The sequence below is a fragment of the Kribbella aluminosa genome, from assembly GCF_017876295.1.
In the GTDB taxonomy this organism is placed as follows: domain Bacteria; phylum Actinomycetota; class Actinomycetes; order Propionibacteriales; family Kribbellaceae; genus Kribbella; species Kribbella aluminosa.
Genome location: NZ_JAGINT010000001.1, coordinates 1,016,535 through 1,036,930 on the forward strand (window position 1 = coordinate 1,016,535; position 20,396 = coordinate 1,036,930).

Below are 20,396 nucleotides of genomic sequence, written 5' to 3' on the forward strand. Positions count from 1 at the left end.
TCGTCGTCTGCACTCCACAACGCCGACGACGCTGTCAGCCACCTCCATCTTCGCATACCCCAACGCCCACCCCGGCGCGGGTCCACCTTGGGCACCCACCAACCACTCTTCCCGCAGGAGCATGGTTGGTGGGTGCCCAAAGTGGGTTCATTCGTGTTTGCGGGTGGTGTGCTCGGTGCCCGTCAGGAGGGCTACCGGCCCGTCGGGGGTGTCGGTCCACTCGCCGCAGGCGCCGCCGCCCTCGGCGACCTCGAGCAGGAGCTCGGTCCCGTCCATTCGCAGCGCCGGATGGTAGTACTGCGCGACACGCTCTGCCTCGCCCTGGATGTAGTGCCCGATCAGCGCCCGCCGGAACCGGTCGGTGGTGACGTTCGGGTTGCTCCCGTGGACGAGTGCCCCGTGGAAGAACAGCACGTCGCCCGGCTCCATCTCCACCGGTACGGCGGCCTCGGCCGTCGGCAGCGGGACCGTGACGTCGGTGAAGCTGACCGTGGTGTCGGCCTTCTCGGTGCACAGGATCGGCCAGCGGTGCGAGCCCGGTACGACCTCCAGGCAACCGTTCGCGACGTCGACCTCGTCGAGCGCCATCCAGGCCGCGATGCAGGTCCCCGGGTCCGCCTTCAGGTAGAAGTTGTCCTGGTGCAGCGCCTGCCCGCGCGAACCGGCGGGCTTGAAGTAGAGCATCGTCTGGACCGCGTACGGCGACCTACCGAGCAGCTCGGTCATCACCTGGTCGATCCGCGGGTCGATCATCCACTGCAGCGACGCCTCGTCCCAGCGGTGCATCTGCGCCATCCGCGGGTACCGCTTCAGCGGGTCCCGGTCGGTCGAGGTGTGGCCGGCGAAGTCGTGGTCGCGCGGACCGCGCTGCCGGACCTGCATGTAGTGGTCGCGGAGCCGTTCGGCCTCGTCCGTGGAGAACAGCCCCCGCACCAGCGTGTACCCGGTCTGGTCGAACTCTTCCCGGAGGGTGGAGGTGTTGTATGAAACGCTCATGCATAGCTCCTCTAGGCTTCGGACGGGTTCTATTTTCCGGCCTGCGTATGACTGAAGACCACGGAGGATTCACGCGAGGAGTTGAACTTTTGGTGCAGCGCATTCACCTCGAGAAGATGTCCGCGCCGACCTTCTGGCGCTGTGAGCCGAGCTGGTCCTGGACGTCGCGGCCGCTCGCCGATCATCTGCTGTGGTGTGTGCTCGACGGACGGGGTGAGCTGGAGCTCGCCGGCCGGCGGCAGGAGCTGCACCCGGGCGTCTGCGCGGTCTTCCAACCCGGCGACGAGCCCCGGGCGACACACGACCCGCACCGGCGTCTGCTGGTCTTCGGCATGCACTTCGAGACGGCCTCCACCGCCGCCCCCGATCCGCGTTGGGGCGAGGTGCTGGACCGTGAGTTCCTCGGCGTCCTCGCCCGGACCAGCGACGCGTCGTACCGCCGGGGTGATCCGCTCGGCCGGCATCAGGCCGAGCTGTGCCTCGAGCAGCTCGTCGCGCTGATCTGGGACGCTGTCCACCACCCTGGCCGGACCGTGACGGACTCCGCCGTCGACGAGATCGCCCGGCAGCTCCGGCAGGACCCGAGCCACGACTGGACCGTCAGCGAGATGGCCGGCCGTGCCGCACTCAGCAGGGCCCAGTTCACCCGGCGCTTCATCAAACAGTTCGGGATGTCACCGGCGCAGTACCTGATCCAGGCGCGGATCGACCGCGCCCACCAGTTGCTCACCGAGAGCGGCATGACCGTCACCGCGACGGCCGCCGCCCTCGGCTACACCGACGTCCCGTACTTCAGCCGCCAGTACAAACAACGCACCGGTCGAAGTCCGAGCCAGGACCGTTAGGCCCAGTGGGGATTCCAGCCCTCGATCGAGTCGGCCGGGCGGGAGGACGGGCCGGAGTAGATCGCGGACGGGCGGATCAGCCGGCCGGTGCGCTTCTGCTCCAGGACGTGGGCGCTCCAGCCCGCGGTCCGCGCGCAGGTGAACATCGACGTGAACATCGGCGGCGGCACCTCCGCGAAGTCCAGCACGATCGCCGCCCAGAACTCCACGTTGGTCTCCAGCACCCGGTCCGGCCGCCGCTCGCGCAGCTCGGCCAGCGCGGCCTGCTCCAGCGCCTCGGCCACCTCGTACCGCGGGGCGGCCAGTTCACGCGCCGTACGACGAAGCACGCGAGCGCGCGGGTCTTCCGCGCGGTACACGCGGTGCCCGAAGCCCATCAGCCGTTCGCCCGCGTCCAGCAGGCCCTTCACGTAAGCCCGGGCATCGCCGGAACGCTCGACGCCTTCGATCATCGTCAGCACCCGGGCCGGTGCGCCGCCGTGCAGCGGACCGGACATCGCGCCGACCGCACCCGACAGCGCCGCGGCGACATCGGCGCCGGTGGACGCGATCACCCGCGCGGTGAACGTCGACGCGTTCATGCCGTGCTCGGCCGCGGACGTCCAGTACGCGTCGACCGCGCGAACGTGCTTCGGGTCCGGCTCGCCGCGCCAGCGGATCATGAACCGCTCGGTGATCGTGGTCGCCTTGTCCACCTCACGCTGCGGGACCATCGGATGCCCGATCCCGCGGGCCGCCTGCGCGACGTACGACAGCGCCATCACCGCCGCGCGGGACAGGTCCTCGCGGGCCTGGCTGTCGTCGATGTCGTACAGCGGCCGCAGACCCCAGGCGGGTGCGAGCATCGCCAGCGCGGACTGTACGTCGACCCGGATGTCGCCGGTGTGCACCGGCAGCGGGAACGGCTCGGCCGGCGGCAGGCCGGGTGTGAACGCACCGTCGACCAGCAGGCCCCAGACGTTCTCGAACGGCACCCGGCCGACCAGGTCCTCGATGTCCACACCGCGGTACCGGAGCGCCGAACCTTCCTTGTCCGGCTCGGCGATCTGCGTGTCGAACGCGATCACGCCCTCCAGCCCGTGCTGCACCTCGGTCCTCGGATCAGACATACGACTCCTTAATGTCAGGACGCAGGCCCACCAGGAGAGCCCGCGCACCCTGGGCGCTCAGGCAGCATAGTTCTCCGCGCCGACGGCCGGACAGCTTTGTGACCGGTTCGGCCGGTCGGGGAAGGTGGACCGGTAGTCTCGAATCATGGCAAAGCCCCTCCCCGCCGTTGGGCTAGTGATCGGCGTCGTCACCACGTACGTCGGGATGGTCGGCGCGGCGTTCGCGATCAACCGGCTGATGCTGCGGGTGCAGCTGTACCGCAACGACTTCGGGCAGTTGCCGTGGCTGGCGCTCCTGGTGGCGATCGCGGTCGTCCTGGGTGTGCTGATGATGCTGCCGTCGATCGGTGCGGGTGTGACCACCGGTACGGGTCTGCTGGTGAGCGTGGTCGGGCTGGCCGTCATGCTGCTGCCGATCCGGCAGGCGGTCGACCTGGTCAGACTCTTCGAGTTCTCGGGGTCGCGGATCGGCGGGGCGTATGTGTTCTTCGACGGGACGGCCGTCCTGTTCGGCATTCCGCTGTTGCTGGTCGGGATCCGGCGCTGGGCTCAGGACGCCAAGCTGGCGAAGCTCTCGCAAGGCCCCGGCTACCCGCAGCAACCGCAGCAACCGCAGCAACAGTGGGGCGGCTACCCGGGCCAGCAACCGCAACCACCACAGCAGCAGTACCCACCGCAGTACCCGGGCGAGCAGGACCCGGGCCAGCAGCAGCCCCCGCAGTACCCAGGGCAGCAACCGCGGCGATAACTACGTGCCTCCAGCAACCACGCGCCGACCTCTTACCCCGCTGGATCGCAGGTTGTTCCGGCGAACGTAGGCTCGTCGTGTGGACCTTGCGGAGATGCGGGAGACGTACGGGCTCGGTGAGCTGCTGGAGAGCCAGGTGGCGGCGGACCCCGTCGTACAGTTCGAGACCTGGCTGGACCAGGCGCGGCAGGCAGGCCTGGCCGAGCCGAATGCGATGGTGCTGGCCACGGCCGACGCCGACGGGCGCCCGTCCGCGCGGACGGTACTCCTGAAGCGTATAGACGAGCGTGGCTTCGTGTTCTACACCAACCAGCAGTCCCGCAAGGCAGACGACCTGGCCGCGAACCCGCACTGCGCGCTGGTGTTCCCGTGGCACGCCATGGAGCGTCAGGTCCGAGTCGAAGGGACGGTGACCAAGCTGCCCACCGACGAGGTCGACGAGTACTTCGCTACCCGCCCGCGCGGGTCACAGCTCGGTGCCTGGGCGTCCCAGCAGAGCCGGCCGGTGGAGTCCCGCGAGGAGTTGGACCTCCAGTACGAGTCGTACGAACGGCAGTGGCCGGAGGGCACCGAGATCTCCACGCCGTACTTCTGGGGCGGCTACCTGGTCGCCCCGGAGGCGTTCGAGTTCTGGCAGGGCCGCACCGGCCGGCTGCACGACCGGCTGGCTTACCGCCGCGCTGGCTCCGGCTCCTGGGAACTGGTCCGGCTCCAGCCCTGATCGTCCTCCCGGAAGCCGTGTGACTTCCACCAGCGCGCCAGCGGCGTCGGCGCCCACCAGTTCGCGCGGCCGAGCAGCCGCATCGTCGCGGGGACCAGCAATGCCCGAACTATGGTCGCGTCCAGCGCGATCGCGATCACCAGCCCGACGCCGATCATCTTGACGAACACGATGCCCGAGGTGGAGAACGCCGCCACCACGATGATCAGCAGCAACGCCGCACTGGTGATGATCCCGCCGGTCCGCTGCAGCCCGAGCGCGACCGCCTGGGTGTTGTCGCCGGTCCGGTCGTACTCCTCCCGGATCCGGCTGAGCAGGAACACCTCGTAGTCCATCGACAGCCCGAACAGTACGGCGAACAGCAGCACCGGGTTGGTCGCGTCGAGGAACCCGGCCGGCGTGAAGTCCAGGAACCCGGACAGGTGTCCCTCCTGGAAGATCCACACCATCGCCCCGAACGCCGCGGACAGCGACAGCACGTTCATCACCAAGGCCTTCAACGGCAACACAAAGGAGCCGAAGGCAACGAACAGCAGGATGAACGTGACGATCACGATGAACCCGGCCATGTACGGCGCGCGCTCCTTCAACACGTGCAGCAGATCGATCACCCCCGCGCTCTCTCCACCCACCTGGACCTGCGTACCCGACGGCGCCGGCACCGCACGCACCCCGTGGACGACATCCCGCGCCGGCAACTCCTGCCCGGTGTAGTGCGTGTGTACGACGACCGACGCGACGCCGTGCGCATACCCACCGAGCCGCACGCTCTCCACGTCCCGCACCTGCTGCAGTCGAGCGACGTACGGCGCCAACGCCGCAGACGGGTCGGTCGGAGCAGAGGAGAACCGCACTGCCGCGTAGATGTCCGACCCGCCCGCACCCGGGAAGTCCCGCTGCAGCGTCTCCGTCACGGTCCGCGAGGTCGCACCGGCCGGCAACGACCTGTGGTCGACCCCGCCGAGCTGTGCGCTCAGGAACGGGATGCCCAGCACGAGCAGCAGCGGGACGAGGATGACGACGTACCGCACCGGCCGCCGCATCACGCTGTGCGCGAGCCGGTACCACGCGCCATGCTCGGCAGAAGCCTTACGGGCTTTGAAGATCCGCAGATTGTTCACCCGGTGCCCCAGCACCCCGAGCAGCGCCGGTAGTGCGGTGAGAGCCGCGATCATCGCGATCGCGACGGCGGCCGCACCGCCGTACGCCATCGACTTCAGGAACATCACCGGGAACAGCACCAGGCTGCTGATCGCGACGCCGACGGTGATCCCGGAGAACGCCACGGTCCGGCCCGCGGTGGCCATCGTCGCGGTCAGCGCGGTCTCGACATCGTTGCCGTGCGCAAGCTCTTCGCGGAACCGGGTGACGATGAACAACGCGTAGTCGATGGCCAGCCCGAGCCCGATCATCGTGACGATGTTGATCGAGAAGATCGAGACGTCGGTGACCGCGGACAGCCCACGCAGCAGGACGAACGCGCCGAGGATCGCCAGCGCGCCGACGAACAGCGGCAGCGACGCGGCGACCAGACCGCCGAAGACCAGGACCAGCAGCACGAGCACGATCGGCGTCGAGATCGTCTCGGCCTTCACGATGTCGTGCTCGGTCTGCGTGTTCACCTCGTCGAACACCGCGACCTCGCCGCCGACCTTGGTGTCGAGCCCGTGCGCCTGTGACCGCAGCTGCTCAGACACTTTGTGGAACGTCGTCAGGCGGTCTTCCGGCGTAGCGCCGGCCAGGGTGAGTACGGCGTACGTGCTGTGCTGGTCCTTCGACACGAACGCCGGCGACTTGGTGCTCCAGTACGTCGCAACACCGGTCACGTCGGCGGACGGCAGCGCGGACAGGTGCTGCTCGACCGCCTGCCGGAACGCCGGATCCGCGACTGTCCCGGTCGGGCTGCGGTAGAGCACGATCACGTCGGTGCCGGTCCGGCCGACGTTCTGCTCGATGGTCTTGACCGCGTTCGCGGCCTCGGTGTTCGGCGCGTCGAAGCCGCCGTTCGCCAGCGAGCCGAACACGCCGGTGCCCCAGGCGAGCCCGAGCACCACGAAGACCCCGGTCAGGGCGAGCACCAGACGGCGCCGCCGGTACGTGAAGTGGCCGAGCGTCTCGAACACGAACTCTCCCGAAAGGCGTAGATTGAGCGAAAGGCGTCGAGTGAACAGTGTTAACTGTTAACAGTGTTCACTCTAGGCGCCGGACCCATGCCGATGTCAAGGAGTGTCTTCGAGTGGTGAGCCGGGACCGGCGGCGGGCGGCAACGCTGGCGGAGATCAAGGCGGCCGCCCGCCGGCTGCTGGTCTCCGGCGGTACGCCGGCGGTCGGCCTGCGCGCGGTCGCCCGCGAGCTCGGCCTCACCCCGCCCGCGCTGTACCGGTACTTCCCGAGCCACGAGGCGCTGATCAGCGCGCTGATCGCCGATCTGTACGACGAGCTCACGACCGCGCTGCTGAGCCTGCAGACCGGCGACATCGACCTGAGCAACCGGCTCTTCCTGCTCGCGAACGGACTCCGGGACTGGGCGCTCGCCCATCCGGCGGAGTTCGGGCTGGTGTTCGGCACCGCCGTACCGAATCCGGAGGACGACGAGCACGAGGTGACGCCCGGGCATCAGGCGGCGATGCGGTTCGGGGGGTTGTTCAAGGAACTGGTCGCGCAGATCTGGCACCAGAAGCCGTTCCCGCATCCGACCGACGAGCAGCTCGGGACCGTCCTGGTCGAGCAGCTGACCGCCGAGTCGGAGCACTTCCACGGGATGCCGGCCGGCGCGATCTACCTGTCGCTGAACTACTGGACCAGGCTCTACGGGCTGATCTGCATGGAGGTCTTCGGCCAGCTGCACTGGGTGCTTCCGGATGCCGCCGCGTACTTCGAGGCACAGCTCTTCGAGATCGGCCAGGCGCTCGGCCTGGACTGCCCGGAACCACGGTAACCGCGCCTTCAAAAGAAGAAGCCCGCGGGCGCTTCCAGAGACACGACCGGGTGGCCGAACTCAGGGTCAGGCGGACTCCCTGACTGCCCGCGGGCCCGGTGGCTGGCGTTGAATTGGCCGACCACATGCCCACTAACTTGTGGTTGGCGGTTAGCCCGCCGCCACCTCACGAGTCCGATAGCAATTCATGCGTTGGACCACCTCCCTTCGCGTGTACTGAGAACTTACTGCCGCCCGGTTCGCCCTTCAACCGGATTTCGCGGTTAGTTGAACGCAGCCGGGTCGACCGTGATCCAGGTGTGCTTGGCGCGGGCGAGGACACGGCCGTCGGCGTCGTACAGCGTGCTGGTGGTGAACGTCTTGCGGCCGTCCTCGCCGAGGTAGCGGCCGAGCGCGACGCATTCCTCGCCGATCTGCGGGCGGGCGTCGATGCAGGCGGTCAGCTGGCCGAGTACGGACGGACGTCCTTCGAGGTCGATCGTCCAGCCGCCGGGGCAGTCCAGCGCCGCCCACAGGAACACCTCGTCGACCAGGCCGTCGGTGCCGAGGTCGGCGGCCGGCTGCCACGTGCACGCCGTACGGCCGCTGCCGATCGGGCCGGGCTTCAGTCGCAGGCCGCGCTGGTTCGCGGGTCCGCAGACGAAGCAGGTCGGGAACGGGTGGTCGTGCAGCCCGCGGTACGACGCCTCGGCCGCGCGGGCCTCCGCCGGCGGCACCGGGTCGATCGTCGCGTCGGCCAGGAACTCACTGTCGACCGGCACCGCCTCGGCGACCAGCGCCGCGCCGTCGGTCAGCCGGCCGGCCGACAGGTCGAGGTCGGTCTCCAACGGCGGCGGCATCCGCAGCGTCACCTTGGGCACCTGCGACCCGTCCAGTTGTGCCGCGGTCCCGACCAGACCGGCGACGTATCCGCCGTTCCCCGATCGCTCCGGCCCCTGGAACCGCCGCTCGACCCGCACCAAACTCATGGCCCACGACCCTAGAGCATTAACAGATTCCACCCGCCTGCGCACGGGCCGTGGTGGAGGTGTGAAGGGAGTGGGCGATGGGAAGGAAAGGGGTTCCGGGAAATCTGAGGATTTCTCGGAGATAACCGGGCTGGACCCTGCTTTTCAAACGACCGTTTGAACTATGCTGACTGCAGACTACTGCGCGTGAGCAGGTGGGGTGCCTGCGCGGGCGGTAGCCGGGGGGAAGGAGAACTCTGTGGAAACACCGGTCGAAACGACCAGGGAAAGGTTGCTCAACGTCGCCGAGCAACGGTTCGGCGAAGGGGGCTACGAGGGGACGTCGCTGCGGGCCATCACGGTCGCGGCGGCCGCGAACATCGCGGCGGTGAACTACCACTTCGGTTCCAAGGAAGCGTTGCTGCGCGCGGCCGTGGCCCGCGCGATGGCGCCGGTCAACGCCGAACGGCGGCGCCGGCTGGACCAGTTGGAGACGGCCGGCGAGCCGACGCCGGAGGAACTCATCCGGGCCTTCGTCGAGCCCGGTCTGGAGCTGGTACTGCGGCGTGGCGAGCGCGGCGCGGTGGTCGCGCGGTTCATCGGGCGGATCGCGTTCGACCCGAGCCGGCGGATCCGGGAGCTGTACGCGGCCGAGTCGGACCCGGTCGAGAGCAGGTACCTGGCGGCGCTGCGACGGGCGCTCCCGCAGGCGTCGCCGGACGCGGTCGCCTTCGGGTACCTGAACATGCAAGGCCTGCTCGCGCTGCATCAGTCCCAGGCGCTGTCTCCGGCGCCCGGTGCAGAGGCCCCGGGCAACCTCGCCGAGAGGCTGGTGACATTCCTGGTGGCGGCCTTTCACCACGGCCTCGGCTCGTAGCAATTGGTCCTGGGCAGTTTGTCCAAGTTGTCCGGGATTTGCTCATGGATGTTCGAACCTGGGGTCAACGCTGCATAATGGCGCTCTGTGGACCCCTGTGAAGTCGTGGTTGCCGTCGACCTCGGTGGAACCCGGATGAAGTGCGGCCTGGTCGCCGCCGACGGTGCGGTGCTGCACCGCGAGACCAGGCCGACGCCCCGGGCCGATGCCCGCGACGGCGGCCGCGCCGTGCTCGACGCGCTGCTGGAGACCGTCATAGAGCTCGGTCAGAAGGCGACCGCCGAGGGGCACCGGGTGCGCGCGATCGGCGTCGTCGTACCGGGCGTGATCGACGCCGAGCACGGCACCGTCGGCGCCGAGAACCTGGAGTGGGTCGGTACGCCGGTCCTCGCCGAGCTGACGGCCGCGGTCGGCGCGAACGTCCCGATCGTGCTGGCCCATGACGTCCGCGCCGGCGGGTACGCCGAGTTCCGCCAGGGCGCCCTGGCCGGCACCACGAACTCGATGTTCCTCCCGCTCGGCACCGGGATCGCGGCCGCGATGATCGTCGACGGATCGCTGGTCAGCGGCGACGGGTACGCCGGTGAGCTCGGTCACTCGAAGTTCATCCACGGCGACGCCGCCGAGTTGTGCGCCTGCGGCCAGTGGGGCTGTCTGGAGACCGTCGCGTCCGCGGCGGCGCTGGCCCGGCGGTACGCCGCACGGACCGGGCGGACCGTGGACGGCGCCCGCGAGGTGATGGAGCTGCTCGCGTCCGGTGACCCGGATGCCGCCCTGGTCTGGCAGGACGCACTGACCGCGCTGGTCGACGCTTTGGTCCTCTACACGACACTGGTCGCACCGACCCGGATCGCGATCGGCGGCGGTCTGATCGGTGCCGGTGAAACGCTGCTGCAGCCGTTGCGCGAAGGTGTGCATGCGCGGCTGACGTTCCAGCGCGAGCCGGAGATCGTGGCGGCGGTGCTCGGCGAGGAGGCCGGAATGCTCGGCGCCGCGCAGATGGCCTGGGACCGCGCGCATGAGGAGGAGACGGTATGACGACGTACCGGGTGGGCCGGGTGGTGACGCCGGACGACGTTCTGGAGAACGCCTGGATCCAGGTGGACGGCGAGGACATCCGGTCGTTCGGCCGGCGCTCCGAGGGGATGCCGGCCGACGGCAAGCGGCCCGAGGACCTCGGCGACGTGACCGTCGTACCGGGCTTCGTCGACATCCACACGCACGGCGGCGGCGGGTCGACGTACTCGACGACCGACCCCGAGGAGGCGCGCAAGGTCGCGGCCTTTCACGCCAAGCACGGTACGACGACCACGATGGCGAGCCTGGTGACCGCGTCGCTCGACGACCTGGTCGCGCAGACCGCGTGTCTCGCGGACCTGATCACCGACGGCGTGGTCGCGGGCGTCCATCTCGAAGGACCGTTCCTGTCCGAGGCGCGCTGCGGTGCGCACGAGCCGTCGCTGCTGCGGCCGCCGCTCAAGGACGACGTCGCGCAGGTGCTCAGCGACGCGGTCAAGATGGTGACGATCGCGCCGGAGCTGGAGAACGGGCTGGACGCGATCCGCCAGGTGGTCGACGCGGGCGCGGTCGCGGCGCTCGGGCACACGGACGCGACGTACGAGCAGATGGTCGCCGGCGCGGATGCCGGTGCCACCGTCGCGACACACCTGTTCAACGGGATGCGGCCGTTCCACCACCGCGACCCCGGTCCGGTGGGTGCCGCGCTGAACGACGAGCGGCTGCTGCTCGAGGTGATCAACGACGGCATGCACCTGGACCCGCAGGTGGTCCGGGTCGCGCTGGCGGCGGCCGGGGTGAACCGGATCGCGCTGATCACCGACGCGATGGTCGCGACCGGCATGCCGAACGGGCGGTACATGCTCGGCAGCCTCGAGGTCGACGTCAAGGACGGCCTCGCGACGCTCGCACACGGCAGCCACTCGATCGCGGGGTCCACGCTCACCATGGACGTCGCGTTCCGGAACGCGGTGAAGTCCGGCGTCTCGCTGGTGGACGCGTCGCGGATGGCGTCGACGACTCCGGCGCAGACGTTCGGCTGGTACGACGTGGGCTCGATCGAGACCGGCAAGCGGGCGGACCTGGTGCTGCTGGACTCCGAGTACGCCGTCCAGAAGGTGATGCGGGCGGGTTCGTGGCTGGACTGATCGGAACCGTGACGCTCAACCTCGCGCTGGACGTGACCTACGAGGTCGACGAGCTGCGGGTCGGCGGCAGTCACCGCGTGGACCGGATCCGGCGACGCGCGGGTGGCAAGGGCGTGAACGTCGCCCGGGTCGCCGCGACCCTCGGGCATCAGGCGCTGGTGCTGGGCTTCGTCGGTGGCGTGACGGGGGAGCTGGTCGCGGAGGAGCTGTTCGACGCGGGGCTGACCGCTCTGCTCACCCCGATCGCCGGCGAGACCCGCCGTACCGTTGCCGTTGTCAACGATGTGGACGGGGACGCGACGATCTTCAACGAAGCCGGACCTGTGGTGAGTGCGGACGAGTGGCGGGCGTTCGGCGACCGGATGCCGTGGGGGCGGCTCGGGGTGCTCGCGTGCTCGGGCAGCCTGCCGCCGGGGATTCCGGTCGACGCGTACGCCGAACTCGCTGTGCGGGCGCGGCATCACGACGTACTGTCGGTGATCGACGCCGGGGGAGACGCGCTGAAGGCCGCGGCTCAGGCGGGCGCGGTGGTGCGGGCGAATGCGGCCGAACTGCGCGCCGCCGTGGGGAATGTCGAGGTCGAGGAAGGCGCGTCGGAGCTGGTCGCGCTCGGTGCGACCGCGGCCGTGATCACCGACGGGCCGCGCGGGATGGTTGCCGCCAGCAAGAAAGGCGTGTGGCGGGCGTCGCCGGTCGAGACCGTCCGCGGAAACCCGACTGGTGCGGGGGATGCGTGTACGGCGGTGGTCGCGGCGGCCGTTGCGGAGGCGCCGGAGCCGGACTGGTCCGTCGTACTCAAGTCCGCCGTTGCCGCATCCGCCGCGGCGGTGCTGACGCCCGTTGCCGGAGACATCGATCTCGCTGCTTATCGGCGCTGGCAACCACAGGTCACTGTCAATTGAATCAACTTTCCCTTCGGGGAAAGACCTCAGGTGAGGTTTGAGCGAGGGAGTTCCAATGCCGTTGGTATCCGGTGCTGAGGTTGTTCTGGCTGCTGCGAAGGCGGGTCGGGGTGTCGGTGCGTTCAACGTGATCCAGCTGGAGCACGCGACCGCGCTGATCGCGGGCGCCGAGCAGGCCGGCGCGCCGGTGATCCTGCAGATCAGCGAGAACGCGGTGAAGTACCACGGCGCGCTGAAGCCGATCGGCGTCGCGACACTTGCGGCCGCGGCCGATGCGAAGGTGCCGGTCGTCGTCCACCTGGACCACGCGATGGACCGCGACCTGGTGACCGAGGCGGTGACGCTCGGTTTCACATCGGTGATGTACGACGCGTCGAAGCTGGAGTACGCCGACAACGTGGCCGCGACGACCGAGGTCACGGCGTTCTGCCACGAGCACGGCGTCTTCGTCGAGGCCGAGATCGGCGAGGTCGGCGGCAAGGACGGCGTCCACGCGCCCGGAGCCCGGACCCGTCCCGCCGAGGCTCTCGCCTTCGCCGAGGCCACCGGGGTGGACGCGCTCGCGGTCGCGGTCGGCTCCTCCCACGCGATGACCGAGCGCACCGCAACCCTGGACTTCGACCTCATCACTCAGCTGAAGGACGTCGTACCGGTGCCGCTGGTGCTGCACGGTTCGTCGGGCGTCGCCGACGCCGATCTCACCCGGGCCGTCGAGGCCGGCATGACCAAGGTCAACATCGCCACCCACCTCAACAACGTCTTCACCGGCGTGGTCCGCGAGGTCCTCGCGGACAACCCGAAGCTGGTCGACACCCGCAAGTACCTGGGCCCCGCCCGCGACGCCGTCGCCACCGAGGTCGCCCGCCTACTCGGCGTACTCCGGGCCGTCTGACCCACCAACCACGGCGCCCACTGCCGTACGCCTGGGGCAGGTTCGCCGGTGCGCCAGTGGACATGTACGTACTGTCGAACTGCAGGTGCCCTCAGGAGCTCGCTTGGCGAAGCACCGGCGCGGTCGTGCTTGGCGCGGGGTGTTCGGCGCGGCGGTGTTGGGTTGACCTCTGAGGTTGTGGGTTGGCACCCGGCATGTGACCAGCCAACCCGCCATCTCGAGGGCCAACCCCGGGGCACCACCGGCTCTGACCATCCGGCCCTGATCATCCGGCCCCGTCGGCACGACTGCCGATGGGAGGTGAGGTGGATCTCCCCTGGTGCGGGGAGGAGTTGGTGCGGGGAGGAGGCGGCGGTGAGTGGGAGGGAAGGTCAGAGGGTTGCGGCGCCGCGGATCCAGTGCGCGCGGAGGTCGTCGCGCGCTCGCTGGACCTCCTCACGGGCGGCCGGGTCCGGTACCTCGAAGTCGTCGATCAGGCGAGTCAGGGCGTGCTCCAGCGCCGCGACCAGCGCGTCCTCCTCGGAGAGGTCGGACTCGGCTACTCCGCGCAGCCCGGCGGCGAGCGCCGCCAGTCCGGCTCGCTCCGGCTCGGTGAACTGCACCCGGACCTCGGTCCTGTTCAGGCCCGCGCCCCCTCGACCCTGAATCCGACTGCTCCGGTCGTCCACGCCGTCGCCTCGACTGTTCACGCTGTTGCCTCCCCGGGTGACACTTCGTCGCTTGGTACAGTCATCGTGCAGTGCAACAACCGTGTTGCACAAGGGCAAGGGGTCGCGAGTGGACGAGACGCTGCGTACGGCGACCATCGCCGTCCTGTCCGAGCACGGCTGGGCGGGCGTGACGCTGGAACGGGTCGCGGAGCAGGTCGGCCGGTCCCGGGTGACGTTGTGGCGGCAGGGGATCACGGTCGAGGCGTTGCTGAGCTCGTTGCTGGACGCGTTGTCCGACGACTACCGGGACACGATGTGGCCGGTGCTGACCGGCTCGGGTACGGGACGAGAAGGGCTGGTCCGGACGCTCGAGGCGTTGTTCGACGTGATCGACCGGCATCTGCCGTTGATGCTGTCGTCGGATCTGGTCTTCCACCAGGAACAGGCGCGGAACGGGCCGGTGTCGTTCCTCGACCCGTTCGAACGGTTCCTCCGCGACGGCGAGGCGGACGGGACGCTGCATCCACACGGGCGGATCGGCGACGTCGCCGAGGTGCTGCTGGTGTCGGCGGCCTTCACCTACGTGCACATGCGCGGCCGGCACCACTGGTCGCGGTCGCGCGCGCGGCGGCTCACGCTCGACCTGGTACTGCGCGGCGTCGTCGAGGCATGAAACATGGCTGTTGCGTTTCTTGCAACATGCATGTTTCACTGGCGGGATCATCACCGTCTTGCGCTGGAGATCGCCATGACTCTTCCGTACGCCGAACCGCTGGTCCGCCTCGAACCGCAGCCCCGCGTGATCCCCGAACCGCCGCGCGTCGGCGAGCCAGGCGGCGCCCCTTGCAGCCTGTGTGACTGGCTGGCCGACTTCGAACACTCCGACCACGAGAAGCCGATCTGGTACGACGACAACTGGGTGCTGTGCCGCGCCACGGGCGTCACCATCCCCGGCGTGGTGTGGCTGGCCAGCCGGAGCCACCACGACTCGTTCGCCGACCTGCCGGACGAACTCGCCCAGAGCTACGGCCCGGTGGTCGCCCGCATCGAACGCGCCATCCTCGGACTCGGCGACATCGCCCGGGTCCACGTGTACCGCTGGGGTGACGGCTCCGCTCACTTCCACGTCTGGTTGTTCCCGCGGCCGCTGGGCATGCTCGAGGCCAAGCGGGAGATGCTGGCCCTGTGGGCGAACGTGCTGCCCGAAGCCCCCAAGGAGGTGGTCGCCGATGCCGAAGCCAAGATCGCGGCTCTACTTTCTGCCGGGCCTTCGGCGCCGGCGTGATCATGGGGCCTCCCGGCCTTCCCTCGCCGCTCTGGTCGCTTCGCTCCTCCGCTCCTCAGTCCTGGCCGGGAGGCCCCATGATCGCTGACTCGGCGAAGGCCGGGCCCGAGTTGGCGCGGCGGCTTGGGGTGGGGGACGCCGTGGTGATCGGCCTCGGCTCGATGGTCGGGGCGGGGGTGTTCGCCGTCTGGGCGCCTGCTGCTCGGGCTGCTGGATCTGGGTTGATCGTGGGGCTGGTGGTTGCGGCGGTTGTTGCTTACTGCAACGCGGTGTCGTCGGCGCAGTTGGCTGCGGTTTACCCGGTGTCGGGTGGGACGTATGTGTACGGACGTGAGCGCCTGGGGGAGTGGTGGGGGTTCGCGGCCGGGTGGTGCTTTCTGATTGGGAAGACTGCCTCGTGTGCCGCGATGGCGTTGACGTTTGCTACCTACGTCGTGCCTGAGCACTGGCTTCAGCGGGTGGTTGCGTTGGCGGCGGTTGTGGTGTTGGCGGGGGTCAACTACCGGGGTGTTACGAGGACTGCCCGGTTGACGAGGGTTCTTGTCACCTGCACGTTGCTGGTGCTCGCGGTGGTGCTGGTGCTGTTGTACTCGAGCCACCCGACTCACCACAGCACCACGAGCACCACGAGCACCTCGCCGTACGGCGTGCTCCAGTCAGCCGGGCTGTTGTTCTTCGCGTTCGCCGGGTATGCGCGGATCGCCACGATGGGAGAGGAGGTCCGCGACCCCGCCCGGACCATCCCGCGCGCGATCGGCATCGCGTTGGTGGTTGCCATCGGCATCTACCTCGCGGTCGCCTTCGCGCTGCTCAGGACGGGCGACCCCGCGTCGACCGCGGCGCCCCTCGCGGCCGCGGTCGACGGGGTCGGTGCGGCCTGGGCGGCACCGGTCGTCCGGATCGGTGCCGCGCTGGCCAGCCTCGGCGCCCTGCTCGCCCTGATCGCCGGCATCGGCCGCACCACACTCGCGATGGCCCGCAACCGCGACCTGCCGCGCTGGCTGGCCGCCGTACATCCCCGCTACCAGGTCCCGCACCACGCCGAGCTCGCACTCGCCGTGGTGGTCGGGATCCTCGTCCTCACCACGGACCTCCGCGGTGTCATCGGCTTCTCGTCGTTCGGCGTCCTGCTGTACTACGCGATCGCGAACGCCTCCGCGTTCACCCAGCCGCCCGACCAGCGGCGCTGGCCACGCGCGGTGAACGTCCTCGGCCTGACAGGCTGCGTGGTCCTCGCGGTCACCCTGCCGTGGACGTCCGCGCTCGTCGCCGCGGCCGTTCTCGCCGCCGGGCTGCTGGTACGCCGGTTCACGACAGGTCGCGCCGGATCCGCCAGAAGCTGAAACCGGTCAGCAGCAACGCGAGCACCACGAAGAACCCGAACTCCCGCCACTGCAACGCCCAGAACTTGTCCGCCGCGAAGTACCTGACGTGCTGCTTGTACCCCTCGTCCGCGAGCCGCTGGAAGCAGGCGTTCTGCTCGGCCGCGTTCGGTGCCGACATGCCCGGTCCGGCGCCGCCCGGTGCGCATTGCGTTGTCCAGCTCGGCACGCCGCTCAGCTCCTTGCCCGACTTGTCGACGGTCCGGTCGGACAGCTTCCACGCGGCCACTGCGCCGGTCGCGACCTCGATCTGTGTCACCGGGTTGCTGCCGGCGCCGCTGGTCCCGAACCCCCGCAGGTTCTGCGCGGTGGCGACGATGTACAGGTCGGTCGGCTTCATCAGGTGCGGGCGGATGAGCGACGGCGCCAGGACCTCGACGAGAATCACCACCGCGAGCGTGACGGCCAGCGCGACGACTGTACGGCGTACCACCAGGCCGACCGCGACGCCGAGCGCGAACGCGAACGCGGCGTACCCGATCGGCACCAGCGCGCGGGCGCCGAAGGTGATCGGGAACATCCGCGGCAGGTAGATGTTGGAGTCCTGCCCGGCGTCGAGCGCGCGGTCGATCGGCGCCGACCACCAGGTCGCCGCGAGACTGAGCAGTCCGGCGACGCCGACCGCGGACAGTCCGGTGACGCCGAGCTTGACGGCCAGCCAGCGCGACCGCGGGATGCTCTGGCTCCACACCAGCCGGTGCGTGCCGGTCTCCAGTTCGCGGGCGACCAGCGGTGCGCCCCAGAAGGCGCCGATCACCGGAGGGACGACGTACGGCAGCACGATGCCGAACTGGTACAGGATCGGGTTGAGGCGTTCGTACCCGAGGTTGTTGAGGAAGTTGCCGGCCGCCCGGTGGTACTCGGCGAGCAGCCCGGGACCGGTCGCCGCGAGGAAGACCACGGCCGCGAGGATCACGGCCGCCACCACGAGGAACTGGACCCGGAACTGCCGCCAGGTGAGCCAGATCATCGGTGTACCTCCAGGACCGGGCGCTCGGGCTGTACGTCGCGGCCCATGTAGGCCAGCACGAGGTCCTCGAGCGTGAGTTGGGAGACCGTCCAGGCCGGATCGTGGATCGGCCCGTCGGTCCGGATCAGGTACGTCGACTGCCGGTCGGTGTGGCTCGCTGTGACGACGTGCTGGTCCCGCGGCAGGTCCTTCTGGTCGCGCCGCGGACCGGTGATCCGGAAGTGCGTGGCGAGCAGCGTGTCGATCTCGCCGCTGACCTGCACCCGCGAGTCGACCAGCACGATCAGGTAGTCGCAGGCCCGTTCCACGTCGGAGACAAGATGCGAGGACAGTACGACGCTGAGCTCCTGCTCGGCGACCGCCTGCATCAGGTCCTGCAGGAACTCGCGCCGGGCCAGCGGATCGAGTGCGGCCACCGGCTCGTCGAGGATCAGCAGCTCGGGCCGTTTCGCCAGCCCGAGCGTGAGCGCGAGCTGTGCGCGCTGCCCACCGGACAACCGCCCGGCCCGTTGCTTCGGGTCCAGCTTGAGGTGCTCGATCCGCTGCTGGGCAAGGGAGTCGTCCCACGCCGGGTTGAGTCGCGCACCGAGCTTCAGATGATCCGCGACACTCAACCGCCCGTACGTCGGCGTGTCCTGCGCGACGTACCCCACCTTCGCCTGCTGCGCGCCCGCCGCCGACCCGAGCACCTCGACGGCCCCGGCGCTCGGGGTGAGCATGCCGACGGCGAGGTTCAGGAAGGTGCTCTTGCCTGCCCCGTTCGGCCCCACGAGTCCGACCACGTGCCCGGCCGGAACCTCCAGATCGCAATCGGTCAGCGCCCAGCGCCGCCCGTACTTCTTCCCCAGCCCGTGGGCCTGCAGGACGCTCGTCATGCTATGTCCTCCTGAGCGGCGGACCGAAAGGTTGTCAGGAACAACGCCTCGATGCTCTCGTCGTCGAGACCCGCCTTACGGGCCTTCGCGAGCCAGCGGCGGAGGTCCTGGCGGAGGGGGCCGTGGGCGGCGAGGGTGTTGTCGGTGAGCGTGCGGGTGACGAAGGTGCCGCGGCCGGGGCGGGCCTGGACCAGGCCTTCGTGTTCCAGCTCGCGGTAGGCCTTGAGCACGGTGTTCGGGTTGATCGCCAGCGCCGCGACGACATCCTTCACGGTCGGCAGCTGGTCACCCTCACGCAGCAGCCCGAGCCGCAACGCGTTCCGGACCTGCTGAACGATCTGCTGGTACGGCGAGACCCCGGACCGGCCGTCCAGATGGAACTCGATCATCAGTTACCTCATTCATCTAGGTAACTAGCACTATAGAGATATGAGCTGAGTGCCCGTCAAGAGCGCGAAATTGGGTAAGGCTTGCCTGCATAGGTGAGAATGGTTGTCGTGAGCGAGCTGATCGATACCACCGAGATGTACCTGCGGACCGTCTACGAGCTGGAAGAAGAAGGCATCCTGCCGCTGCGGGCGCGGATCGCCGAGCGACTGCACCAGTCCGGTCCGACGGTCAGCCAGACGGTCGCGCGGATGGAGCGGGACGGTCTGATCAAGGTGGAGGGCGACCGCCACCTGGAGCTCACCGACGTCGGCCGCAAGCAGGCGGTCCGGGTGATGCGCAAGCACCGGCTGGCCGAGCGGCTGCTGGTCGACGTGATCGGGCTCGAGTGGGAGGACGTGCACGCCGAGGCCTGCCGCTGGGAGCACGTGATGAGCGACGCGGTCGAGCTGCGGCTGCTGCAGCTGCTCGGCAACCCGACCGAATCGCCGTACGGGAACCCGATCCCCGGCCTGGAGGAGCTGCAGACCACCAGCCAGGCGAGCGGCATCGAGGACTTCCGGATCGGCGTCGAGCCGCTCGACCAGGTGCTCGACACCGCGACCGGGGAGAGCGTGCGGGTGCTGGTCCGCCGGATCGCCGAGCCGGTGCAGACCGACGACGGCGCGATGGCCGTGCTGCGGAAGGCCGGCGCGCTGCCCGGTCGCGAGGTGGACTCGACGCTGGACGCCGAGGGCGTGCTGGTCGGCAGCCGGGAGGCCGGCGGCGTGATCAGCGACGAGACCGCCGGCCACATCTTCGTCAGCCGGGTCTGAGCGGGCGTCTGACCAGCGTCAACTCTCGGTTAACGCACTGCACCCGATGCGGTACGTCGGGTGTTCTGCCGGTAGCGTCGGGCCGCGATGTCTGAGAATCCTGTCGATTGGCCGCAGTACCTGCGGGAGTTCCATACCGCCACACCTGGTAGCACGGAGGCGTTGCTGTCCCGTGCGGTGGCCGGCGATCACACGCCGTACCGCTGGCTGGTCCGTGCGGTGTCCGCCGAGGCGCGCCGGGTCCTCGACCTGGCGTGCGGCAACGGGCCGGTCGCGCGGGAGCTGCACGGGCGCTGGGTGGTCGGCGTCGACAACAACCCGGCCCAGCTCGCGGGCGCGCCCGGCCCGAAGGTACGGGCGGACGCGCTGCACCTGCCGTTCGCGAACGAGGTCTTCGACGTCGTCACCTGCTCGATGGGGCTGATGGTGCTGCAGCCGCTGCCGGACGTGCTCGCGGAGGCGGCCCGGGTGCTGCGGCGGGGCGGCGTACTGGCGGCGATCGTGCCCGCCGTCCGGCCGCTGCGGCGCGGTGACATCCGGACGCTGAGCGGGCTGACCACCCGGCTGCGGTCGACGCCGCAGTTCCCGGCGGGTGGCGAGATCACCGAGCTGAAGGATCAGCTGAAGCACGCCGGGTTCGACGTGATGGAGAGCCAGCGCGAGCGGTACGTGTACACGATCCGCAGCCGCGACGACGCTCTTCGCCTGGTCAACGCGCTGTACCTTCCCGGCACTCCCGACGTACGGCGGGACACCGCGGCCGCCTGGCTCGCGGACCGGGCCGAGTCCAAGGACGGACTCGAGGTGGCGATCCCGATCCGCCGGATCACCGCGATGCGGACGAAGCTCGCACTGACTGTCTGAGGTTCCCCGGTGTCGGTACGGTGTGCCT

Annotated in this window: 22 protein-coding genes; 14 read left to right on the top strand and 8 right to left on the bottom strand. The window is 69.6% G+C overall.

The window, feature by feature from the left end; all coding sequences use genetic code 11:
• Positions 1-147 precede the first annotated feature (147 nt).
• Positions 148-996, bottom strand: a complete 849-nt coding sequence (locus tag JOF29_RS05030) for a phytanoyl-CoA dioxygenase family protein (protein WP_209693064.1) — start codon at positions 994-996, stop codon at positions 148-150.
• A 92-nt stretch (positions 997-1,088) separates the two neighbouring features.
• Here JOF29_RS05030 and JOF29_RS05035 point away from each other — a divergent pair, with 92 nt between their 5' ends.
• Complete coding sequence (locus JOF29_RS05035; protein WP_307863151.1) at positions 1,089-1,841, top strand: AraC family transcriptional regulator; 753 nt, start codon at positions 1,089-1,091, stop codon at positions 1,839-1,841.
• Here the strand turns inward: JOF29_RS05035 and JOF29_RS05040 are convergent.
• Complete coding sequence (locus JOF29_RS05040; protein ID WP_209693066.1) at positions 1,838-2,950, bottom strand: citrate synthase 2; 1,113 nt, start codon at positions 2,948-2,950, stop codon at positions 1,838-1,840. The genes JOF29_RS05035 and JOF29_RS05040 overlap by 4 nt on opposite strands.
• Before the next feature lie 145 nt (positions 2,951-3,095).
• On the opposite strand from JOF29_RS05040, the gene JOF29_RS05045 reads away from it, so the two are divergent.
• A complete protein-coding gene (locus JOF29_RS05045) occupies positions 3,096-3,698 on the top strand; it encodes a hypothetical protein (RefSeq protein ID WP_209693067.1) in 603 nt (200 codons plus the stop codon).
• Positions 3,699-3,777: 79 nt separating this feature from the next.
• Complete coding sequence (gene pdxH, locus JOF29_RS05050; protein WP_307863152.1) at positions 3,778-4,419, top strand: pyridoxamine 5'-phosphate oxidase; 642 nt, start codon at positions 3,778-3,780, stop codon at positions 4,417-4,419.
• Here pdxH and JOF29_RS05055 read toward each other — a convergent pair.
• Complete coding sequence (locus JOF29_RS05055) at positions 4,368-6,542, bottom strand: MMPL family transporter (protein WP_209693068.1); 2,175 nt, start codon at positions 6,540-6,542, stop codon at positions 4,368-4,370. The genes pdxH and JOF29_RS05055 overlap by 52 nt on opposite strands.
• A gap of 113 nt (positions 6,543-6,655) precedes the next feature.
• Here JOF29_RS05055 and JOF29_RS05060 point away from each other — a divergent pair, with 113 nt between their 5' ends.
• Complete coding sequence (locus JOF29_RS05060) at positions 6,656-7,357, top strand: TetR/AcrR family transcriptional regulator (protein WP_209693069.1); 702 nt, start codon at positions 6,656-6,658, stop codon at positions 7,355-7,357.
• A 263-nt stretch (positions 7,358-7,620) separates the two neighbouring features.
• Here the strand turns inward: JOF29_RS05060 and JOF29_RS05065 are convergent, their stop codons facing one another.
• Positions 7,621-8,325 (bottom strand): hotdog family protein, encoded by a 705-nt coding sequence (locus JOF29_RS05065; protein WP_209693070.1) that lies wholly within the window; start codon positions 8,323-8,325, stop codon positions 7,621-7,623.
• A gap of 238 nt (positions 8,326-8,563) precedes the next feature.
• Between JOF29_RS05065 and JOF29_RS05070 the strand changes: the two genes are divergently transcribed.
• From JOF29_RS05070 to JOF29_RS05090, 5 genes are all read left to right on the top strand, one after another.
• Complete coding sequence (locus tag JOF29_RS05070) at positions 8,564-9,181, top strand: TetR/AcrR family transcriptional regulator (protein WP_209693071.1); 618 nt, start codon at positions 8,564-8,566, stop codon at positions 9,179-9,181.
• Positions 9,182-9,268: 87 nt separating this feature from the next.
• On the top strand, positions 9,269-10,219 hold the full coding sequence (locus JOF29_RS05075) for an ROK family protein (protein WP_307863153.1): 951 nt from the start codon (positions 9,269-9,271) through the stop codon (positions 10,217-10,219).
• On the top strand, positions 10,216-11,346 hold the full coding sequence (nagA, locus tag JOF29_RS05080) for an N-acetylglucosamine-6-phosphate deacetylase (protein ID WP_209693072.1): 1,131 nt from the start codon (positions 10,216-10,218) through the stop codon (positions 11,344-11,346). Before JOF29_RS05075 ends, nagA begins: the two co-directional genes overlap by 4 nt.
• Positions 11,334-12,248, top strand: coding sequence for a 1-phosphofructokinase family hexose kinase (locus JOF29_RS05085; RefSeq protein ID WP_209693073.1), 915 nt, complete (start codon positions 11,334-11,336; stop codon positions 12,246-12,248). The genes nagA and JOF29_RS05085 overlap by 13 nt, the downstream gene beginning before the upstream one ends.
• 55 nt (positions 12,249-12,303) lie before the next feature.
• Entirely contained in the window at positions 12,304-13,140 is an 837-nt protein-coding gene (locus JOF29_RS05090) for a class II fructose-bisphosphate aldolase (protein WP_209693074.1), read from the top strand.
• A 371-nt stretch (positions 13,141-13,511) separates the two neighbouring features.
• Here the strand turns inward: JOF29_RS05090 and JOF29_RS05095 are convergent, their stop codons facing one another.
• Positions 13,512-13,829, bottom strand: a complete 318-nt coding sequence (locus JOF29_RS05095; protein WP_209693075.1) for a hypothetical protein — start codon at positions 13,827-13,829, stop codon at positions 13,512-13,514.
• A gap of 88 nt (positions 13,830-13,917) precedes the next feature.
• Here JOF29_RS05095 and JOF29_RS05100 point away from each other — a divergent pair, with 88 nt between their 5' ends.
• From JOF29_RS05100 to JOF29_RS05110, 3 genes are all read left to right on the top strand, one after another.
• Entirely contained in the window at positions 13,918-14,463 is a 546-nt protein-coding gene (locus JOF29_RS05100) for a TetR/AcrR family transcriptional regulator (RefSeq protein WP_209693076.1), read from the top strand.
• Positions 14,464-14,538: 75 nt separating this feature from the next.
• Positions 14,539-15,075 (top strand): HIT family protein, encoded by a 537-nt coding sequence (locus JOF29_RS05105; RefSeq protein ID WP_209693077.1) that lies wholly within the window; start codon positions 14,539-14,541, stop codon positions 15,073-15,075.
• Positions 15,076-15,152: 77 nt separating this feature from the next.
• Positions 15,153-16,418 carry an APC family permease gene (locus tag JOF29_RS05110; protein WP_209693078.1) on the top strand — a complete coding sequence of 422 codons (1,266 nt, stop codon included), beginning with the start codon at positions 15,153-15,155 and terminating at the stop codon, positions 16,416-16,418.
• Here the strand turns inward: JOF29_RS05110 and JOF29_RS05115 are convergent.
• From JOF29_RS05115 to JOF29_RS05125, 3 genes are read right to left on the bottom strand one after another with little or no spacing between them, the layout of a single operon-like run.
• A complete protein-coding gene (locus tag JOF29_RS05115; protein WP_209693079.1) occupies positions 16,384-17,427 on the bottom strand; it encodes an ABC-2 membrane transporter-related protein in 1,044 nt (347 codons plus the stop codon). The genes JOF29_RS05110 and JOF29_RS05115 overlap by 35 nt on opposite strands.
• The gene (locus JOF29_RS05120; protein ID WP_209693080.1) at positions 17,424-18,302 is read right to left on the bottom strand and encodes an ABC transporter ATP-binding protein; all 879 of its coding nucleotides are present in this window, start codon (positions 18,300-18,302) and stop codon (positions 17,424-17,426) included. The genes JOF29_RS05115 and JOF29_RS05120 overlap by 4 nt, the downstream gene beginning before the upstream one ends.
• Entirely contained in the window at positions 18,299-18,691 is a 393-nt protein-coding gene (locus JOF29_RS05125; protein WP_165549724.1) for a GntR family transcriptional regulator, read from the bottom strand. Before JOF29_RS05125 ends, JOF29_RS05120 begins: the two co-directional genes overlap by 4 nt.
• A 99-nt stretch (positions 18,692-18,790) precedes the next feature.
• Between JOF29_RS05125 and JOF29_RS05130 the strand changes: the two genes are divergently transcribed.
• Both JOF29_RS05130 and JOF29_RS05135 read left to right on the top strand, forming a co-directional pair.
• A complete protein-coding gene (locus JOF29_RS05130) occupies positions 18,791-19,504 on the top strand; it encodes an iron-dependent transcriptional repressor DtxR (protein ID WP_245357919.1) in 714 nt (237 codons plus the stop codon).
• An 87-nt stretch (positions 19,505-19,591) separates the two neighbouring features.
• Positions 19,592-20,368 carry a class I SAM-dependent methyltransferase gene (locus JOF29_RS05135; RefSeq protein ID WP_209693082.1) on the top strand — a complete coding sequence of 259 codons (777 nt, stop codon included), beginning with the start codon at positions 19,592-19,594 and terminating at the stop codon, positions 20,366-20,368.
• Positions 20,369-20,396 lie beyond the last annotated feature (28 nt).

Excerpts from the sequence above, each read along its gene's own strand:
- JOF29_RS05030 (WP_209693064.1), bottom strand. The coding sequence starts at position 996 with ATGAGCGTTTCATACAACACCTCCACCCTCCGGGAAGAGTTCGACCAG.
- JOF29_RS05040 (WP_209693066.1), bottom strand. The coding sequence starts at position 2,950 with ATGTCTGATCCGAGGACCGAGGTGCAGCACGGGCTGGAGGGCGTGATC.
- JOF29_RS05045 (WP_209693067.1), top strand. The coding sequence starts at position 3,096 with ATGGCAAAGCCCCTCCCCGCCGTTGGGCTAGTGATCGGCGTCGTCACC.
- JOF29_RS05065 (WP_209693070.1), bottom strand. The coding sequence starts at position 8,325 with ATGAGTTTGGTGCGGGTCGAGCGGCGGTTCCAGGGGCCGGAGCGATCG.
- nagA (WP_209693072.1), top strand. The coding sequence starts at position 10,216 with ATGACGACGTACCGGGTGGGCCGGGTGGTGACGCCGGACGACGTTCTG.
- JOF29_RS05090 (WP_209693074.1), top strand. The coding sequence starts at position 12,304 with ATGCCGTTGGTATCCGGTGCTGAGGTTGTTCTGGCTGCTGCGAAGGCG.
- JOF29_RS05105 (WP_209693077.1), top strand. The coding sequence starts at position 14,539 with ATGACTCTTCCGTACGCCGAACCGCTGGTCCGCCTCGAACCGCAGCCC.
- JOF29_RS05110 (WP_209693078.1), top strand. The coding sequence starts at position 15,153 with ATGATCGCTGACTCGGCGAAGGCCGGGCCCGAGTTGGCGCGGCGGCTT.
- JOF29_RS05115 (WP_209693079.1), bottom strand. The coding sequence starts at position 17,427 with ATGATCTGGCTCACCTGGCGGCAGTTCCGGGTCCAGTTCCTCGTGGTG.
- JOF29_RS05120 (WP_209693080.1), bottom strand. The coding sequence starts at position 18,302 with ATGACGAGCGTCCTGCAGGCCCACGGGCTGGGGAAGAAGTACGGGCGG.
- JOF29_RS05125 (WP_165549724.1), bottom strand. The coding sequence starts at position 18,691 with ATGATCGAGTTCCATCTGGACGGCCGGTCCGGGGTCTCGCCGTACCAG.
- JOF29_RS05130 (WP_245357919.1), top strand. The coding sequence starts at position 18,791 with ATGGTTGTCGTGAGCGAGCTGATCGATACCACCGAGATGTACCTGCGG.
- JOF29_RS05135 (WP_209693082.1), top strand. The coding sequence starts at position 19,592 with ATGTCTGAGAATCCTGTCGATTGGCCGCAGTACCTGCGGGAGTTCCAT.